At 63.6% G+C, this 19,546-nt stretch carries 10 protein-coding genes; 6 read left to right on the top strand and 4 right to left on the bottom strand.

Translation table 11 applies throughout. The annotated features are described in order from the left end of the window. Window positions 1-861: a prolipoprotein diacylglyceryl transferase gene (gene lgt, locus RQP55_RS09990; RefSeq protein ID WP_315610045.1), complete on the bottom strand. Its 861-nt coding sequence runs from the start codon at window positions 859-861 to the stop codon at window positions 1-3. Window positions 862-1,007: 146 nt separating this feature from the next. On the opposite strand from lgt, the gene RQP55_RS09985 reads away from it, so the two are divergent. Both RQP55_RS09985 and RQP55_RS09980 read left to right on the top strand, forming a co-directional pair. Then, window positions 1,008-2,720, top strand: a complete 1,713-nt coding sequence (locus RQP55_RS09985; RefSeq protein ID WP_315610044.1) for a class I adenylate-forming enzyme family protein — start codon at window positions 1,008-1,010, stop codon at window positions 2,718-2,720. Beyond that, on the top strand, window positions 2,717-5,461 hold the full coding sequence (locus RQP55_RS09980) for a [protein-PII] uridylyltransferase (protein WP_315610043.1): 2,745 nt from the start codon (window positions 2,717-2,719) through the stop codon (window positions 5,459-5,461). Before RQP55_RS09985 ends, RQP55_RS09980 begins: the two co-directional genes overlap by 4 nt. Before the next feature lie 118 nt (window positions 5,462-5,579). On the opposite strand, the gene gltX is transcribed toward RQP55_RS09980, so the two are convergent. After that, window positions 5,580-6,905 carry a glutamate--tRNA ligase gene (gene gltX / locus RQP55_RS09975; RefSeq protein ID WP_315610042.1) on the bottom strand — a complete coding sequence of 442 codons (1,326 nt, stop codon included), beginning with the start codon at window positions 6,903-6,905 and terminating at the stop codon, window positions 5,580-5,582. 78 nt (window positions 6,906-6,983) lie between these two features. Here gltX and RQP55_RS09970 point away from each other — a divergent pair, with 78 nt between their 5' ends. Beyond that, a complete protein-coding gene (locus RQP55_RS09970) occupies window positions 6,984-8,117 on the top strand; it encodes a serine hydrolase domain-containing protein (RefSeq protein ID WP_315610041.1) in 1,134 nt (377 codons plus the stop codon). Between the two features lie 92 nt (window positions 8,118-8,209). Continuing rightward, window positions 8,210-9,346, top strand: coding sequence for a serine hydrolase (locus RQP55_RS09965; protein ID WP_315610040.1), 1,137 nt, complete (start codon window positions 8,210-8,212; stop codon window positions 9,344-9,346). Window positions 9,347-9,426: 80 nt separating this feature from the next. Here the strand turns inward: RQP55_RS09965 and rpoC are convergent, their stop codons facing one another. Next, window positions 9,427-13,716, bottom strand: coding sequence for a DNA-directed RNA polymerase subunit beta' (rpoC, locus tag RQP55_RS09960; RefSeq protein WP_315610039.1), 4,290 nt, complete (start codon window positions 13,714-13,716; stop codon window positions 9,427-9,429). Between the two features lie 73 nt (window positions 13,717-13,789). Beyond that, a complete protein-coding gene (gene rpoB, locus RQP55_RS09955) occupies window positions 13,790-17,959 on the bottom strand; it encodes a DNA-directed RNA polymerase subunit beta (protein ID WP_315610038.1) in 4,170 nt (1,389 codons plus the stop codon). Between the two features lie 555 nt (window positions 17,960-18,514). On the opposite strand from rpoB, the gene rplJ reads away from it, so the two are divergent. After that, window positions 18,515-19,024: a 50S ribosomal protein L10 gene (gene rplJ / locus RQP55_RS09950; protein WP_315610037.1), complete on the top strand. Its 510-nt coding sequence runs from the start codon at window positions 18,515-18,517 to the stop codon at window positions 19,022-19,024. Between the two features lie 63 nt (window positions 19,025-19,087). Then, window positions 19,088-19,465, top strand: a complete 378-nt coding sequence (gene rplL / locus RQP55_RS09945) for a 50S ribosomal protein L7/L12 (RefSeq protein WP_315610036.1) — start codon at window positions 19,088-19,090, stop codon at window positions 19,463-19,465. The last annotated feature ends 81 nt before the right edge of the window (window positions 19,466-19,546 follow it).

Below are 19,546 nucleotides of genomic sequence, written 5' to 3'. Positions count from 1 at the left end.
TCAGGCCTTGGCCGCACCCAGCGGGGGACGGACCAGTGCGCGGACCAGGAAGATCAGGCCCACCAGCACCAGCGGGATCGTTAGCCACTGGCCCATCGACAGACCGGTGCGCGCGGCAAATTCGCTCAGCTGGGCGTCGGGTTCGCGGAAGTATTCCGCCACGAAACGGCAAAGGCCCAACCCCGCTGCGAAGGTCCCGCCTAACAGACCGGGCCGGAACCGCGCTGAGGTCTTCCAGAACAGCAGCAGCATGATGATCATCATCAGCAAACCTTCCAGCCCCGCCTGATAGAGCTGGCTGGGATGGCGGGCATAGGGACCCGCCTCGGGGAAGACCATGGCCCAGGCGATCGGGCTTTCGGCCACGCGGCCCCACAGCTCGCCATTCACAAAGTTGGCCAGGCGGCCAAAGAACATGCCAAACGGCACGACCACGCAGACATAATCCGCCACCCGCAGGAAGTTCAGTCCGCCGCGCCAGGCAACCCAGGCCATGGCCAGCGCGGTGCCCATCAGCCCGCCATGGAAGCTCATCCCGCCGTTCCACAGCTTCAGCAGATCAAGCGGGTTGGCCCAGAGTTCAGAGGCATAGAACGTGGCATAGCCCAGCCGGCCACCGATGATGATCCCCAGCGTGCAATAGAAGAACAGGTCATCCAGATGGCGCTGCGCCATCGGCGCGCCGGGCCGGTTGATCATCTTCGCCAGGTGCCAATAGCCGAGCAGGATCCCGGCCAGATAAGCCAGGCTGTACCACCGCAGCTGGAACGAACCGATCTGGAACAGGTAAGGCTTCAAACCCAGGTCCACCCACTGGATCGGATCAACCCCGGATGCGGCGGCGAGCGCTAGTGACAGCACGCGATGAACTCCCTAAATGGGTGCGGTCAGGAGAGATTCCGGCGCACCCGATGCGGGGCCTTCTGGCACATACGAAGCCGGGAAACAAACCCGGTGCAGACGCCAGGACGGGGGGCGTCGCCCAACATTGAGGATAAGGATGCCGCATGCCGAGTGAACTCGACAATGCCCTGAACAGTGTCATTGCCGCCCTGACCGCGCCTGGCGCTCCGCTTGAGACGGTGGAGATTGAACGGTTTGGCCGGCAGCTGCCGATGCTCAAGAACGCGCCGCCTTCGCTGGCGCATTATTTCGAAATGTACTGCGCGCAGCATGGCGATGCCGAATTCATCGTCGATGGCCAGATCCGCATGACCTTCAACCAGATCTATACCGCCGCGCGCACTGTAGCTGGCGGGCTGGTGGCCGGGCACGGCGTGCAGAAGGGTGACCGGATCGGGATCGCTGCGCGCAATTCGGCCAACTGGATCGTGGCCTATCTGGCCGTGGTAATGGCCGGCGGCTGCGCCACCCTGCTCAACGGCTGGTGGACGGGTGAGGAACTGGCCGGCGGGATAGAGCTGGCTGGCTGCACCATTACCCTGGTCGATGCCCAGCGCGGTGAGCGGCTTAACGGCCAGTCCTATCCGGGCAAGCTGGTTACCTTCCAACACGATTGTCCGTGGCAGGAAGGCCTGACGGAACTGCTGGCCCACGGTGGCGGCGCGGATACCCCGCTGCCCGAACTGAGCGGTGATGACCTGGCGACGATCCTCTACACCTCGGGATCGACCGGCCAGTCCAAGGGCGCCTATTCAGACCATCGCGGCGTCGTCCAGGCGACGATGAACTATGCCGCGCAGACGCTGATGGTCTTCACCTACCTCGGTTCAAAGGGCGAAGCACCCAGCAGCCAGCCGTGCAGCCTGGTCAATGTGCCGCTGTTCCACGTTACCGGCGAAGTGCCGCTGTTCCTTCAGTCCTTCGCGATTGGCCGCAAGCTGGTGCTGATGCCCAAGTGGGACGCCGAAGAGGCTATGCGACTGATCGAGGAGGAAAAGGTCTCCTACTTCGTGGGCGTTCCGCTGATGAGCTTTGAGATCGCCAGCCACCCCAACCGCCACAAGTATGACCTGTCCAGCTGCACCGCCTTTGCCGCCGGCGGCGCGCCGCGACCGGTCGACCACGTCAAGAAGATCCGCGAGGAACTGCCCAACGCCTTCCCGCTGCTTGGCTATGGCCTGACGGAAACCAACGGCGTTGGCTGCGGCAACTTCAACGAGAACTACTTGGCCAAGCCCGGCTCGACCGGCACGGCCTCAAAGCCTCTGGTCGAGATCGGCATCCTCGACGATGCCGGCACCTGCCTTCCGGCCGGGGCGATTGGCGAAGTGGCGATCCGTACGATCTGCAACTTCCTGGGCTATTGGAACAACACCGAGGCGACCCAGGCGGCAATCATGCCCGACGGCTTCTTCCGCACTGGCGACCTGGGCTACCTTGATGAGGATGGCTATCTGTTCATCGTCGACCGCAAGAAGGACATCATCATCCGCGGCGGTGAGAACATCAGCTGCATCGAGGTGGAGCAGGCAATCTACGCCCATCCCAAGATCGCCGAAGCCAGCGTATTCGGCATGCCTGACGAGCGCTTTGGCGAACTGCCAACCGGGGTATTCCTGGTCAAGGACGGCGAACAGCTGACCGAAGACGAGCTGCGCGCGTTCCTCAAAGGCCAGATCGCCGCGTTCAAGGTGCCGGTTCGCCTGTGGCAAGAGACCGAGACCCTGCCCCGTCTTGGCACCGAAAAGGTTGACAAGCGGACGCTGAGGGCCCGTTACCTGACGGTGTGGGAAAGCGAGCAGAAGAGCACGGCTTGAGCCAGAAGGGTATCGCTGACCAGCGCGCGATCGTTGACCGGCGCGCACTGGCCGGAACCATCACCGATCTGGTGGCCGAGCAGGGCGCGGCCAAGGCGCGGCCTGCCGTGGTCGAGCTGCTGCGCAGCGCCCTGGCTGACGGCCGGGCGGAGATTGCGCGCCGCCTGTCGGAAAAGCCCAGCGCCGGGCGGGACTGCGCCGCGGCCCAGGCTTTCCTGGTCGACCAGCTGGTCCGGGTGATCCACGATCACGTGATCACCGACGTCTACCCCTCGGGCAATCGCTCGGTGGGAGAGCGGCTCTCTGTTATGGCGGTCGGTGGTTATGGCCGCGGCGAGATGGCGCCGCATTCGGACGTCGACATCGCCTTCCTCACCCCGATCAAGCAGACACCGTGGTGCGAACAGGTGATCGAGGCGATGCTCTATTTCCTGTGGGACCTGGCACTGAAGGTTGGCCATTCCAGCCGCTCGCTGGACGAAATGGTGCGGATGGCGCGCGGCGATCTGACGATCCGCACCGCCTTGCTGGAAGGCCGCTATGTCTGGGGCGACCAGCCGCTGTTCGACGAGGCCCAGGCCCGTTTCCGCACCGAAGTTGTCGCCGGGACCGAGCGCGATTTCATCAGCGAGAAGCTGGCTGAGCGTAACGAGCGCCACAAACGACTGGGCGACAGCCGCTATGTTGTCGAACCCAATGTGAAAGAGGGCAAGGGCGGCCTGCGCGATCTCCATACGCTCTACTGGATCGGCAAGTACCTGCATAAGGTGCGTGACAGTTCCGAGCTGGTCACAGTTGGCCTGCTGACCCCGGCCGAGTACCGCAAGTTCCGCCGCGCCGAGGATTTCTTTTGGGCGGTGCGCTGCCACCTGCACACCATTACCCGCCGCGCCGAAGACCGGCTGACCTTCGATCTTCAGCGCGAGGTCGCCGCGCGGATGCAGTTTGCCGACCGCCCGGGCAAGAGCGCGGTCGAGCGGTTCATGCAGTACTTCTTCCTCCAGGCGAAGACCGTCGGCCACCTGACCGGGCTGTTCCTGGCCCAGCTGGAGGAGCAATCGGGCAAGAAACAGCCCCGCGGACTGCTGGCGGGCTTCCGCGCGCGGCGGCGGATGGTCAGCGGCTATCCGGTGTTCGGCGGGCGGATCAACGTGCCCGTCGACAACTGGTTCGCTGAAGACCCGGTGCGCCTGCTGGAAATCTTCAAGCTGGCTGACAACCAGCAGCTGGAACTGCACCCTGAAGCGATGCGCCTGGCGGTGCGCGACGCCCGGCTGATCGATCCGCTGCGCAAGGACCCCCGCGCCAATGCGCTGTTTCTGGACCTGCTGACCAGCCACCGCGATCCGGAGAACGCGCTGCGCTGGCTGAACGAGGCCGGGGTCTTCGGCCGCTTCGTGCCCGACTTCGGCCGGGTCAACGCGCAGATGCAGTTCGACATGTACCACCACTATACGGTGGACGAGCACACGATCCGCGCGATCGGACTGATGGCGCGGATCGAACGCGGCGAGATGAAGCAGGACCACCCGCTGGCGACGGCCCTGGTCCACAAGATCGCCAACCGCCGTGCGCTCTATGCCGCGGTGCTGCTGCACGATATCGCCAAGGGCCGGCGCGGTGACCATTCGGTGCTGGGCGCGGAAGTGGCGCTGAAGCTATGCCCGCGCTTCGGGCTGGACGAGAAGGAGACCGAGCTGGTTTCCTGGCTGGTCCGCAACCACCTGATCATGAGCGCCACGGCCTTCAAACGCGACCTGGCCGACTGGAAGACGATCACCGATTTCGTGGCCCAGGTGCAGTCGATCGAGCGGTTGCGGCTGCTGGCCTTGCTGACCATCGTCGATATCCGCGCGGTTGGCCCCGGCGTGTGGAACAGCTGGAAGCGCCAGCTGATTCATGAGCTGTACGAAGCGGCCGAAGAACGGTTGCGGCTGGGCCACGTACAGCATGGCCGCCCCCAGCGGATCGCCGCCAAGCAGGCAGCCGTGGCCGAACGGCTGGGCAAGCAGGCGGACCTGGTCAAGACGGTCGGCAAGCAGCTGAGCGATGCCTACTGGATCGCCGAGCCGGACGATATTATCGCGATGAACCTGACCCAGCTCGACGCGGCCGGGACCAAGTCGCTTGATGTCCACACCGAATACTATGCCGCGCGCGGGGCCACGCTGGTAACCGTGATCGCGGCTGACCATCCGGGGCTGTTCTATCGCATTGCCGGAGGGATCCACCTGGCGGGCGGCAATATCATCGACGCGCGGATCCATACCGCGCGCAACGGCACGGCGGTTGACAATTTCCTGGTGCAGGACCCGCTTGGCCGGCCCTTCTCCGAAGAAGGCCAGCTGGCCCGCATCCGCACCATGATTGGCGATGCCCTGGGCGGAAAGATCAAGCTGGTACCGCAGCTGGCCGCGCGTCCGCTGGCCCGCCCGCGCGCCGATGCCTTTGAGGTCGCCCCGCGGGTGGAGTTCGACAATCAGGCGAGCAACCGCTTCACCGTGATCGAGGTCAGCGCGCGCGATCGCCCCGCCCTGCTCAACCGGCTGGCCCGCGCCCTGTTCGAAAGCAAGCTGATCGTCCATTCGGCCCACATCGCCACCTATGGCGAACGCGCGGTCGATACATTCTATGTCACCGACCTGCTGAGCGAGAAAGTCGATGGCCCGCAACGGCTGAAAACGGTTGAGAAGCGCCTGCTGGAAGCGGCAGATGAAGAGGCCGCCGAAATCGCGGCCTAGGCGGATGGAGGCATACCGTCTCCAACCCCGCTCAACCTGAGCTTGTCGAAGGGTTGCTTTCGTCTGGCTTGGCGAACCGGCACGACCCTTCGACAGGCTCAGGGTGAGCGGGGTTTGGTCAGGCGGCGGCGCGGAGCCGTTCGAGCGCGGCATCTTTCCCGATCAGTGGCAGCAGCGCGGCCATTTCGGGGCCGTGGTCCTGCCCCGTCAACGCCTGGCGCAGCGGCAGGAACAGCGGCTTGCCCTTGCGGCCGGTCTGCTCTTTCAGCGCGGCGGTGAGCGCGGCCCAATCGGCGCCGACCTGTTCCAGCACCTGGGCAGCACTGGCGAGATAGGCGCAGTCTTCGTCGGACTGTGCCGGGGCCTGGATCGGCCCGGTCACCACCTGCCACCAGTCTGCCGCTTCGGACAGGCGCGACAGGTTGGGACGGATGGTGTGCCAGGCGGCCTCATCCATCCCGGCAGGCAGGCGCGCCGCCACTTCGGCAAAGGGCAGGCGGTGGATGATCGCGGCGTTGACGCGGGCCAGTTCGGCTTCGTCAAACCGGGCCGGGGCGCGGCCAAAGTGCGCCAGGTTGAAGCTGGCGGACAGGGCATCGGCATCGAGCGCCGGATCGACCGGATCGGACGTGCCAAGCCGGGCGAGCAGCGCAATAACCGCCTGCGGCTCGATGCCGGCCTCACGCAGTTCGGCCATGCCGAGCGAGCCGAGCCGCTTGGACAGCTTGCCCTCGGCCCCGACCAGCAGCGCCTCATGCGCGAAGCCTGGTGGCTGGGCGCCAAGCGCGGTGAACATCTGGACCTGCGCCGCGGTGTTCGAAACGTGATCCTCACCGCGCAGGACATTGGTGATGCCCATATCGACATCGTCGATCGCCGAGGGGAGCATATAGAGCCACGATCCGTCGGCGCGGCGCACCACCGGGTCCGACATCTGGCGCGGATCGAAATGCTGCGGTCCGCGAATGCCATCCACCCATTCGATCGGTGCATCATGATCAAGCAGGAAGCGCCAATGCGGGCGTTCCCCGGCTGCCTCCTTCGCCGCATGATCGGCCTCGGTCAGCTTGAGCGCGGCGCGGTCATAGATCGGCGGCAGGCCCCGGCCGAGCAGGACCTTGCGCTTCAGTTCCAGCTCCTGCGCGGTTTCATAGCAGCGGTAGACGCGGCCAGCGGCGACCAGCTTCTCGAATTCGCGCTCGTAGATATCGAACCGCGCCGACTGACGCTCCTCACCATCGGGGACAAGGCCCAGCCAGGCCAGGTCCGCGCGGATTGCGGTGACATAGTCCTCGCGGCTGCGCTCTTTGTCGGTATCGTCGATCCGCAGCAGGAAGCGCCCGCCTGCCTGTTTCGCGAGCAGCCAGTTGTGCAGCGCCGTGCGCACGTTGCCAACGTGCAGGGTGCCGGTTGGCGAAGGGGCGAAGCGGGTAGTCACAGTCATGCCCGCGTCCCTACCCGTCCACCCCCTGTGCTGCAATGATGCTTCCCCTCTGACCGCAGCCTCGCTACCTTCATCGGCATGAGCCAGACCACACCCTTTGCCGCCGCCTTTGCCCAGGCCCAGTTGCCCGGTGCCGTAGGGCTGATCGTCGATCGCGACGGGATCCGCCATGCCGAAGCCCTGGGCCATGCCAATGTCGCCAGCGGCGCACCGATGCAGCTCGATACGGTCTGCCAGATCGCCTCGATGACCAAGGCGCTGGTTTCCGCCGGGGCGATGCAGCTGGTCGAGCAGGGGCGGCTGGATCTGGATGCCGATGTGGGCGCCTTGCTGCCCGAACTGGCCAAGCCGCAGGTCCTGACCGGGTTTGATGCGGCGGGCAAGCCACAGCTGCGCCCCGCCAAGCGCGCGGTGACCCTGCGCCACTTGCTGACTCACACCGCAGGGCTGGGTTATTTCTTCATCCATCCCGAAGTGCTGCGATATTTCGGCGCCGTGGGCATGCCGGCCCCGGGCAGCCGCGCTTCGGTGACCATGCCGCTGATGTTCGATCCGGGCGAGCGCTGGGAGTATTCGGTTGCAACCGATTGGGTCGGCCTGGCGATCGAAGCTGCAACGGGTGAGCGGCTGAACGATTACCTGACCGCCAATCTGTTCGCACCGCTGGGCATGACCAAGACCGCCTTTCGCGACAAGCTGCCCGACGATGCGGCGCGGGTCCATGTCCGCTCGGCCGAGGGCGCCCTGTCAAAAGTTGACGTCTATCTGGGAGGCGGTGAATTTGACGGTGGCGGCGGCGGGATCACTTCGACCGCGCCGGACTATGCACAGTTCGTGCGCATGGTGCTGGGCGGCGGCGAGTTGGATGGCCAGCGCGTGCTCAGCCGGGCAAGCATTGCCGAAATGAGCCGCGATCAGGTTCACCCCTTGCGTGCAGGCCACATGGGCACGGCCATGCCGCAGCTGGCCCAGCCTTACGATACCTTCCCCGATCAGCACACCGGCTGGGGTCTGGGCTTCCTGATCAACCCGGAAAAGGGGCCAAATGGACGCTCGCCGGGCAGCTTGGCCTGGGCGGGGATTTTTAACTCCTATTACTGGATCGATCCGACCGCCGGACTTGGCGGCGTATTTATCAGCCAGCTTCAACCCTTTGGCGATGCGGGCGCCCTGGCCTGTTTCGGCGCGCTTGAAACGATGGCTTACGGCTGACGAAAAGGCCGCGGACAGCCTTGCGACGATCAGGTCTGACGTGAATAACGCGTCCGCGATCTATGCTTATTCAACGTAACAATCCCGTCTCGATGAACGCGCGCCTTGGTTTGCGGCACGGGCACGGCCGTGCTCGCCGCTGGCTCGCCGCAGGAATAGCCGGTCTCACGATCGCCGGACTTGGTTCCTACGCCTTCGGCACCTCGACCGGCGGCGCTCCGGCGTTTGTGCTGAACCAGGACAGGGTTGGGGAACGCCCCACACCACCGCCATTCCAGGCCGATTGTTCGGCCCAGCCAGCCGCCCTTCAGGCCGAACTGTCGCGTATTGCCGCCAGCTTCGATGGTCAGGTCGGCATCGGCATTACCAGGGCCGGTTGCGATTGGACCGTGGGCGTGCGGTTGAACCAGCACTTCCCCCAACAGAGCGTATCCAAGCTTTGGGTGTCGATGGCGGTGCTCGATGCGGTCGACAACGGGCGGATGAAGCTCGACCAGCAGATCGCGATCCGGCCGGAAGACCTGACCCTGTTCAACCAGCCGCTGCAGTGGGAGGTGTTGGACAAGGGCGGGATCGAGCGCCCGGTCAAGATGCTGATGCAGAACGCGCTGTCGCTGTCGGATAATACTGCCAACGACCGGCTGCTGTGGACCGTGGGCGGGCCTGACCATGTCCGCGCCTTCCTGAAGAGCCGCGATATTGACGGCATCCGCTTTGGTCCGGGCGAACGCCTGTTGCAGAGCGCGGCAGCTGGCCTGACCTGGTCGCCCGAGCTGGCCGCCGGCCGCAATTTCGAACAGGCCCGCGCCCGTCTGCCCAAGGACGTGCGCGAAGCAGCCCTGGCCAGGTACGTTGCCGATCCGATGGATGGCGCCACACCGGCTGGAATGGCCAGTGCCCTGGCCCGCCTCGCCAAGGGCGAGCTACTGTCTGAAGGGTCCACACGGCTGCTGCTGGAAACCATGGGCAAGTCGCGCAGCGGGCCAATGCGCCTGAAGGCCGGCCTGCCGACCGGCTGGCATGCCTACCACAAGACCGGTACAGGGCAGGAACTCGGCTCGCTTGCCACCGGCTATAACGATGTTGCCGTGGTCGAGGCGCCTGACGGGTCTTATTACGGCGTTGCCGTCCTGATCGGTCAGACCCGCCAGCCCATCCGCGCGCGGATGGAGATGATGCAATCGGTCTCGGCTGCCCTGGCCCGGTGGCACGAGGCGAAGACATCCTGACCCTGCGCTGAGCACCAACGAAAAACCCCGCCGGAGCGATCCGGCGGGGTTTTCGTTTACCCGTCAGTACGGGGCGAGGATTACTCCTCGCCGTCCGCGCTTTCCGGGTTCAGGTACTCACCGGCATCGGCATCAAGCCCATGGGTTTCGCCTTCGACCACGGCCAGCGGATCGTCACCGATCGCTGCTTCCGGGCCCTGGGCCAGCTCGGCCGCGTGCTCTTCAGCCGCCGTTTCCGGCGCGATCAGGCTTTCCTGGAGCTTGCGATAGGACGCACGCAGCGCGGCATCGCGGCTGGAAGCGGCGACACGCAGGCGGTTCATGCCCGCGCCGGTACCGGCGGGGATAAGACGGCCAACGATCACGTTTTCCTTCAGACCGATCAGGCTGTCGCGCTTCCCTTCAACCGCCGCCTGCGTCAGCACGCGGGTGGTTTCCTGGAACGACGCTGCCGAGATGAACGAACGCGTCTGGAGCGAAGCCTTGGTGATGCCCAGCAGCACCGGCTTGCCTTCCGCCGGCTTTTCTCCCGGCGCCAGCTTGGCGTTGGTTTCGTCCATTTCCTCGCGGTCGACCTGTTCGCCGGCCAGCAGGGTGGTGTCGCCACCGTCGGTGATTTCAACCTTCTGCAGCATCTGGCGAACGATCACCTCGATGTGCTTGTCGTTGATCTTCACGCCCTGCAAGCGATAGACTTCCTGGATTTCCGCGACGAGGTATTCGGCCAGAGCCTCAACCCCAAGGACTTCCAGGATCTCGTGCGGGTTCGGTGAACCCGAGATCAGGTTGTCGCCCTTCTTGACCCAGTCACCTTCCTGGACGTCGATCACCTTCGACTTGGGGATCAGGTACTCAACCGGTTCGCCCTCTTCCGGAACGATCGCGATCTTGCGCTTCGCCTTGTAGTCACGGACGAATTCGATCCGGCCCGAGGTCTTCGCGATAACCGCGTTGTCCTTCGGGATGCGGGCTTCGAACAGTTCCGCAACGCGCGGCAGACCGCCGGTGATGTCGCGGGTCTTGGCGGCTTCGCGGCTGGCGCGGGCCAGCACGTCACCGGCTTCAACCGACTGGCCATCCTCGACCGACAGGGTCGTGCCCGGCGCCATCAGATAGCGCGCGGCTTCACCCGAAGAGTCGTCAAGCAAGGTCAGGCGCGGACGCAGGTCTTCCTTCTTCGACCGGCTGGTCGAGCGGTTCTCGGTCACGACGCGGCTGGTCATGCCGGTCGCTTCGTCGGTCTGCTCGGTCAGGGTGCGGCCGTCGATCAGGTCCTGGTACTTCACGATACCGGGCTTTTCGGTGATCACCGGGGTGGTGAACGGATCCCATTCAGCCAGGCGATCGCCTTCATTGATGATCGCGCCATCTTCATGGAGCAGGTGGGTACCATAGGGCACCTTGTGCATGGCGCGTTCGCGGCCTTCGCTATCCAGCACCACGATCTCGCCATTGCGGGCGAGGCTGAGGCGACGGCCACGCTTGTCGGTGATCGTCGGGATGTCGCGATAGACCACGGTCCCGTCGCAGATCGCTTCGAGATGCGATTGCTCGTTAACCTGCGCCGCACCACCGATGTGGAAGGTACGCATGGTCAGCTGGGTGCCGGGCTCACCGATCGACTGGGCGGCAATGACGCCAACCGCTTCACCGATGTTGACCGGGGTACCGCGGGCAAGGTCACGGCCATAGCAGGTCGCGCAGACGCCCTGTTCGGCTTCGCAGATCAGCGGCGAGCGGATGCGAGCAGCCTGGATGCCGGTTGCTTCGATCGCGGCCACTGCGGCTTCGTCAAGCAGGTCGCCCTTGGCGGCAACAACTTCACCATCCTTGTTGACGATGTCTTCGGCCAGGGTGCGGCCGAGGATACGTTCCGCCAACGAGGCGATGGTTGAACCACCCTGCACGATCGAACGCATTTCCAGCGCACGCTCGGTACCGCAGTCCTCGACCACAACAACGCAGTCCTGCGACACATCGACCAGACGGCGGGTCAGGTAACCCGAGTTTGCCGTCTTGAGCGCGGTGTCGGCCAGACCCTTACGGGCGCCGTGGGTCGAGTTGAAGTATTCAAGAACGGTCAGACCTTCCTTGAAGTTCGAGATGATCGGCGTTTCGATGATCTCGCCCGAAGGCTTGGCCATCAGGCCGCGCATACCCGCCAGCTGCTTCATCTGGGTTGGGGAGCCACGCGCACCGGAGTGCGACATCATGTAGATCGAGTTGATCGGCTTCTGGCGACCCGTCTCCGTGTCAATCGGCGAGGCCTTGATCTCGTCCATCATGGCGTTGGCCACCTGGTCACCACAACGGCTCCAGGCGTCGATCACCTTGTTGTACTTTTCCTGCTGGGTGATCAGGCCGTCCTGGTACTGCTGCTCGTAATCGGCAACCAGTTCCTTGGTTTCGGCAACCAGCGCATCCTTGCTGTCGGGGATGATCATGTCATCCTTGCCGAAGCTGATGCCCGCCTTGAAGGCGTGACGGAAGCCCAGGGCCATGATCGCGTCGGCAAACAGGACGGTGTCCTTCTGGCCGGTGTGACGATAGACCTGGTCGATAACGTCGCCGATTTCCTTCTTCGTCAGCACCTTGTTGATGACGTCGAAGGGCACGGTGTGGCTCTTGGGCAGGCATTCACCGATCAGCATGCGGCCCGGAGTGGTCTCAAACCGCTTCTGGAAGGTGTTACCCTGTTCATCGGTCTGCGGCACGCGGGCGGTGATCTTCGAGTGGAGCGTGACCGCGCCCACTTCCAGCGCCTGGTGCACTTCAGCCATGTCGGCGAACAGCATGCCCTGGCCCGGCTCGTTTTCACGGTCGAGCGAGAGGTAGTACAGACCGAGCACCATGTCCTGCGAAGGGACGATGATCGGCTTGCCGTTGGCGGGCGAGAGGATGTTGTTGGTCGACATCATCAGCACGCGGGCTTCGAGCTGGGCTTCCAGCGAAAGCGGCACGTGGACAGCCATCTGGTCACCGTCGAAGTCGGCATTGAAGGCCGAGCAGACGAGCGGGTGCAGCTGAATCGCCTTGCCTTCGATCAGGACCGGTTCGAAGGCTTGGATGCCAAGACGGTGCAGCGTCGGTGCGCGGTTCAGCATCACCGGGTGTTCGCGGATCACTTCGTCCAGGATGTCCCAGACTTCCTTGCGTTCCTTTTCAACCCACTTCTTGGCCTGCTTCAGGGTCATCGACAGACCCTTGGCATCAAGGCGGGCATAGATGAACGGCTTGAACAGCTCGAGCGCCATCTTCTTCGGCAGGCCGCACTGGTGCAGCTTGAGCTCCGGACCGGTCACGATGACCGAACGGCCCGAATAGTCGACGCGCTTGCCGAGCAGGTTCTGGCGGAAGCGGCCCTGCTTGCCCTTGAGCATGTCGGACAGCGACTTCAGCGGGCGCTTGTTGGCACCGGTGATCACGCGGCCACGGCGGCCGTTGTCGAACAGCGCGTCAACGGCTTCCTGCAGCATGCGCTTTTCGTTGCGGACGATAATGTCCGGCGCGCGCAGCTCGATCAGGCGCTTGAGGCGGTTGTTGCGGTTGATGACGCGGCGATAGAGGTCGTTGAGGTCCGAGGTCGCGAAGCGGCCACCGTCCAACGGCACCAGCGGGCGCAGTTCTGGCGGAATGACCGGCACGACATCAAGGATCATCCATTCCGGACGGTTGCCCGAATCGATGAACGATTCGACCACCTTGAGGCGCTTGATGATCTTCTTCGGCTTCAGTTCCGACTTGGTTTCGGCCAGTTCCTTGAGCAGGTCTTCCTTTTCCTGCACCAGGTCGAGGCTCATCAGCATGTGCTTGACGGCTTCGGCGCCGATTCCGGCCGAGAAGGCATCTTCGCCATACTCGTCCTGATAGTCGTAGAGCTCGTCTTCGCTCAGCAACTGGTACTTCTCAAGCGGGGTCAGGCCCGGCTCGATCACCACGTAGCTTTCGAAGTAGAGGATGCGTTCCAGCTGCTTGAGCTGCATGTCGAGCAGCAGGCCGATGCGCGAAGGCAGCGACTTCAGGAACCAGATGTGCGCAACCGGCGCGGCCAGTTCGATGTGGCCCATGCGCTCGCGGCGCACCTTGGTGACGGTGACTTCGACGCCGCACTTTTCGCAGACGACGCCCTTGTACTTCATGCGCTTGTACTTGCCGCACAGGCACTCGTAGTCCTTCACCGGGCCGAAGATGCGGGCGCAGAACAGGCCATCGCGCTCCGGCTTGAACGTGCGGTAGTTGATCGTTTCCGGCTTCTTGATTTCGCCGAACGACCACGAGCGGATGCGTTCCGGCGAGGCGAGGCCGATCTGGATCTGGTCGAAGGTTTCCGGCTTCGCCATCTGGTTGGTGAACTTGGTAAGATCGTTCATGGTTCAATCCCTTGAAGGGTGAATATCCTGGGCGGGGTAGCGGCGGGCGACCCGGTGGGGCCGCCCGGCCAGCTTACTCCGCGGCCTCCGCGTAATCGTCGCCATCGTCCTCGTCGGTCAGGCTGGACAGCTCGACGTTAAGGCCGAGGCTGCGCATTTCCTTGACGAGCACGTTGAAGCTTTCCGGAATGCCGGCTTCGAAGGTGTCGTCACCCTTGACGATCGCTTCGTAGACCTTGGTGCGGCCGACCACGTCGTCCGACTTCACCGTGAGCATTTCCTGCAGCGTGTACGCGGCACCGTAGGCCTGGAGTGCCCAGACCTCCATTTCCCCGAAGCGCTGGCCACCGAACTGGGCCTTACCGCCCAGCGGCTGCTGGGTAACAAGGCTGTACGGCCCGATCGAGCGCGCGTGGATCTTGTCGTCGACAAGGTGGTGCAGCTTCAGCATGTAGATGTAGCCCACGGTGACCTTGCGGTCGAAGGCTTCACCCGTACGCCCGTCAAACAGCGTAACCTGGCCCGAGGTGTCGAGACCGGCCTTTTCCAGCATAGCCGACACGTCGGCTTCGCGGGCACCGTCGAACACCGGGGTCCCCATCGGCACGCCGTTCTTCAGCAGTTCGGCCATTTCGACGATCTCGCCGGTTGAGCGGCTGTCGATCTGTTCGTGGTACTGCTCGCCGTAGATGTCCTTGAGTTTGTCGACCAAGGCGCTCGGCGGAGCGGCTGCTTCGGGGTTCGGGTTGTCCTGGCGCCATTGCTCGAGGGCCGCGGTCACCTGCTGGCCCAGACCGCGCGCGGCCCAGCCAAGGTGCGTTTCGAAGATCTGCCCGACGTTCATGCGGCTCGGCACGCCCAGCGGGTTGAGCACGATGTCGACCGGGGTACCGTCTTCGAGGAACGGCATGTCTTCCTGCGGCAGGATCCGCGAGATGACACCCTTGTTCCCGTGACGGCCGGCCATCTTGTCACCCGGCTGCAGCTTGCGCTTCACCGCGACGAAGACCTTGACCATCTTGAGCACGCCCGGGGCGAGTTCGTCGCCACGCTCGAGCTTTTCCTTGCGGTCCTCGAACTTCTCCTGGATCGCCTTGACGGTCTCGTCGTACTGGGCCTTCACGGCTTCGAGCTGGCCCTGAACCTTGTCGTCGGCCACGGCGAACTTCCACCATTCATGCCGCTCCACTTCGGCGAGGCCCGCCTCGGTGATGGCGTCGCCCTTCTTGAAGCCCTTCGGCGCAGCCGCGGCCACCTGGCCCACCAGCATGTCGCGCAGGCGGTTGAAGGTAGCGCGGTTAAGGATCGCGCGTTCGTCTTCACGGTCCTTCGCGAGGCGTTCGATTTCCTCGTTCTGGATCGCGCGGGTACGGTCGTCGATCTCGATCCCGTGACGGTTGAAGACGCGGACGTCGACAATCGTGCCCGAAACGCCCGGCGGGAGACGCAGCGAAGTGTCGCGCACATCGCTGGCCTTTTCGCCGAAGATGGCGCGCAGCAGCTTTTCTTCCGGGGTCATCGGCGATTCACCCTTCGGGGTGATCTTACCGACCAGGATGTCGCCCGGGTGCACTTCGGCACCAACATAGACGATGCCCGCCTCGTCGAGGTTGCGCAGGGCTTCCTCGCCGACGTTCGGGATGTCGCGGGTGATGTCTTCCGGCCCAAGCTTGGTGTCGCGAGCCATGACTTCGAATTCGTCGATGTGGATCGAGGTGAACACGTCGTCCTTGACGATGCGCTCACTGATCAGGATCGAGTCTTCGTAGTTGTAGCCATTCCACGGCATGAACGCGACCAGGCTGTTGCGGCCGAGTGCCAGTTCGCCGAGCTCGGTCGAAGGACCGTCGGCCAGGATATCACCCGCCTTGACCACATCGCCCACCTTCACCAGCGGACGCTGGTTGATGCAGGTTGACTGGTTGGAGCGTTCGAACTTCTGCAGACGATAGATATCGACGCCCGACTGGCCGGGTTCGATATCACCCGAAGCACGGATCACGATGCGGGTGGCGTCAACCTGGTCAACGATCCCGCCGCGCAGCGCAGCAATTGCAGCACCCGAATCGCGGGCCACGGTTTCTTCCATGCCGGTGCCGACAAACGGCGCTTCGGCGCGCACCAAAGGCACGGCCTGACGCTGCATGTTCGAGCCCATCAGCGCGCGGTTGGCGTCGTCGTTTTCCAGGAACGGAATGAGCGAGGCGGCAACCGAGACGAGCTGCTTGGGGCTGACGTCCATCAGGGTAATCGTATCACGCGGGGCCATCACGAATTCGCCGTTCTGGCGAGCCGAGACGAGTTCTTCGACAAACGAGCCATCAGCGTTGGTTTCGGCCGAGGCCTGCGCAACGGTGTGCTTCTGCTCTTCCATCGCCGAGAGGTAGACCACCTCGCCGGTGACCTTGCCATCGATGACCTTGCGGTACGGGGTTTCGATGAAGCCGTACTTGTTCACGCGGGCGAAGGTCGACAGCGAGTTGATCAGACCGATGTTCGGGCCTTCCGGCGTTTCAATCGGGCAGATACGGCCATAGTGGGTCGGGTGAACGTCGCGGACTTCGAAGCCGGCGCGCTCGCGGGTCAGACCACCCGGCCCAAGCGCCGAGACGCGACGCTTGTGGGTGACTTCCGAGAGCGGGTTGGTCTGGTCCATGAACTGCGACAGCTGCGACGAACCGAAGAACTCGCGCACGGCGGCAACCGCGGGCTTGGCGTTGATCAGGTCGTTCGGCATGACAGTCGATACGTCGACCGAGCTCATCCGTTCCTTAACCGCACGCTCCATGCGCAGCAGGCCGACGCGGTACTGGTTCTCCAGCAGCTCACCCACCGAGCGGACGCGGCGGTTGCCAAGGTTGTCGATGTCATCGACTTCGCCCTTGCCATCCTTCAGGTTCACCAATTCCTTGACCACCGCCATAATATCGTCGGTGCGCAGGGTGGTGACAGTGTCTTCGGCATCGAGGCCAAGACGCATGTTGAGCTTCACGCGGCCGACCGCCGAAAGATCATAACGGTCAGCATCGAAGAACAGGCCTTCGAACAGGGCTTCAGCGGTCTCGCGCGTCGGCGGTTCGCCCGGGCGCATGACGCGATAGATATCAGCCAGCGCATGATCGCGATCCGGGGCCTTGTCGACCTTCAGGGTGTTGCGGATCCACGGCCCGGTGTTGACGTGATCGATATCGAGCAGCTCAAGCTGGTCGATCCCGGCCTTGTCGAGCGCATCGAGGTTTTCCGGCGACACTTCGTCACCCGATTCGATGTAGATGCGGCCAGTGCTTTCGTCGATCAGGTCGCGCGCCGAATAGCGGCCAAAGACTTCTTCGGTCGGGATCAGCAATTCAGCCAGACCGTCCTTTTCCGCCTTGTTGGCGGCGCGCGGGCTGATCTTGGTCCCGGCAGGGAAGATCACTTCGCCCGACTTGGCATCGACGATGTCGAAGGCCGGCTTGGAACCACGCCACTGTTCAGCAACATAAGGCAGGCGCCAGCCGCCTTCGCCGCGCTTCCAGGTCACGGTCTGGTAGAAGTGGTTGAGGATATCCTCGTCATTCAGGCCCAGCGCGTGCAGCAGCGCGGTAACCGGCAGCTTGCGCTTACGGTCGATCCGGACGTTGACGATGTCCTTCGCGTCGAATTCGAAATCGAGCCACGAACCGCGATAAGGAATCACACGAGCAGCGAAGAGGAACTTGCCCGACGAGTGGGTCTTGCCACGGTCATGATCGAACAGCACGCCCGGCGAACGGTGCATCTGCGAAACGATGACGCGCTCGGTGCCGTTGATGATGAAGGTGCCGTTCTCGGTCATGAGCGGCATGTCGCCCATGTAGACGTCCTGCTCCTTGATATCGAGGACCGAACGGGTTTCGGTTTCGGCATCGACCTCGAACACGATCAGGCGCAGCGTGACCTTCATCGGGGCGGCATAGGTGATCCCGCGCTGGCGGCACTCGGTGGTGTCGTACTTGGGGTCCTCAAGCTCGTAATGCACGAAGTCGAGTTCGCTGGTCCCGGCGAAATCGCGGATCGGGAAGACCGAACGCAGGGTCTTTTCCAGGCCGGAAACATAGCCCGTAGCCGGATTCGACCGCAGGAACTGTTCATACGATTCGCGCTGGACCTCGATCAGATTCGGCATCTGCACCACTTCGTGGATGTCACCGAAGATCTTGCGGATCCGCTTCTTGGCCGAAGCACCGGCAGGGCCGGTCTGGGTCAGGGCCTTTTTCGCCATGGGAGGGGTCTTGCCTCTTCTATGTGCCGGAAAATCCGACGGAAAATTGTGTCAGCGGGCGGAGCTGGCATCCCGCGCAACGCGAAAAGGCCGCACGGCAAACGCCCCGATTCCCGGAGCGGCCCGCAGCCTTTGCGTCGAACGTGAAAACCCGGTGCTTCCTTCCTGTGGGCGATCCCCGCGCATGGATCGTCCTTGCTCGAAGCGCCGAGCGAGGGCCGTATCTAGGCTTGCGGCCGGCGAGAGTCAAACGAGTCTGTATGCGCCAGACCGCCGTTTTGCTTGACTCACCGGCCAATCCCGCTAATGGCCCGCTTCGACCGCAGCCCTTGGGCCGCGCGTCATCCGTCCGAGACAGTTGCTGGGGGCTTCCTCCTTAATTTGCAGCCTAGACGGGGACAGAGCAAATTCCGGCCCGTTCAAACGGGCCCGGCCAGGCGTTTTACGGCGCCCTCCTTCCCCATCGCACGGACTTTTCCGCATCGCTTTCGCGGTGCGGGCAAACGTAGCCGGCCGTCCGGGCATTCCGGTCGGTCATTTGTGAAGGAGTAAGGCATGGATCGTTCGCAGAAAGCCGAATCGGTCGCATCGCTTAACGCGGTCTTCAACGAAGTTGGCGTGGTGGTTGTCACCCGCAACCTCGGGCTGACGGTGGCCCAGTCCACCCAGCTGCGCACGAAGATCCGTGAAGCGGGCGCATCGTACAAGGTTGCGAAGAATCGTCTTGCCAAGCTTGCCATCCAAAACACGGACTATGCCGGGATCGGTGACCTGCTCACCGGCCCGACCGCGATCGCCGCTTCGGTCGATCCGGTGGCCGCCGCCAAGGTGGTCGTGGAATTCGCCAAGACGAACGACAAGCTCGAAATCGTCGGCGGTTCGATGGGTTCGCAGGTTCTGACCCCCGATGGTGTCAAGGCGCTCGCCTCGATGCCCTCGCTCGACGAACTGCGCGCGAAGCTCATCGGTCTGGTCCAGGCTCCGGCCACGAAGATCGCCCAGCTCTCGACCGCTCCGGCGGCCAAGCTGGCCCGCGTCTTCGGCGCCTACGCCAAGGCAGCTTGATAACGACATTCAACGATTATTCCCGGTCATTTGCCGGGACCATCATTTTAGGAGTGAAACACCATGGCCGATATCGCCAAGCTTGTTGAAGAACTTTCGAAGCTCACCGTTCTGGAAGCCGCTGACCTCGCCAAGGCTCTCGAAGAAGCCTGGGGCGTGAGCGCTGCTGCCGCTGTTGCCGTTGCTGCCCCGGCAGCCGGTGGCGCTGCTGCTGAAGCTGCCGAAGAGAAGACCGAATTCGACGTCATCCTGACCGGCGACGGCGGCAACAAGATCGCCGTCATCAAGGAAGTCCGCGCCATCACCAACCTCGGCCTCACCGAAGCCAAGGCCCTGGTCGAAGCGGCTCCGAAGGCCCTCAAGGAAGGTGTCAACAAGGCTGAAGCCGAAGACATCAAGGCCAAGATCACCGCTGCTGGCGGCACCGTCGAAATCAAGTAATTTCGACTCGGTCCTGACCGAAAAAGAACAGGGCGGCTCCTTCACGGGGGCCGCCCTTCTTCTTTGGAGCCAGGCCTGTGG

Origin of the sequence: Novosphingobium sp. APW14 (assembly GCF_032337075.1) — a bacterium.
GTDB lineage: Bacteria > Pseudomonadota > Alphaproteobacteria > Sphingomonadales > Sphingomonadaceae > Novosphingobium.
The sequence above is the reverse complement of the archived record's forward strand: the minus strand, read 5'-3'. Positions and strand labels throughout refer to the sequence as shown.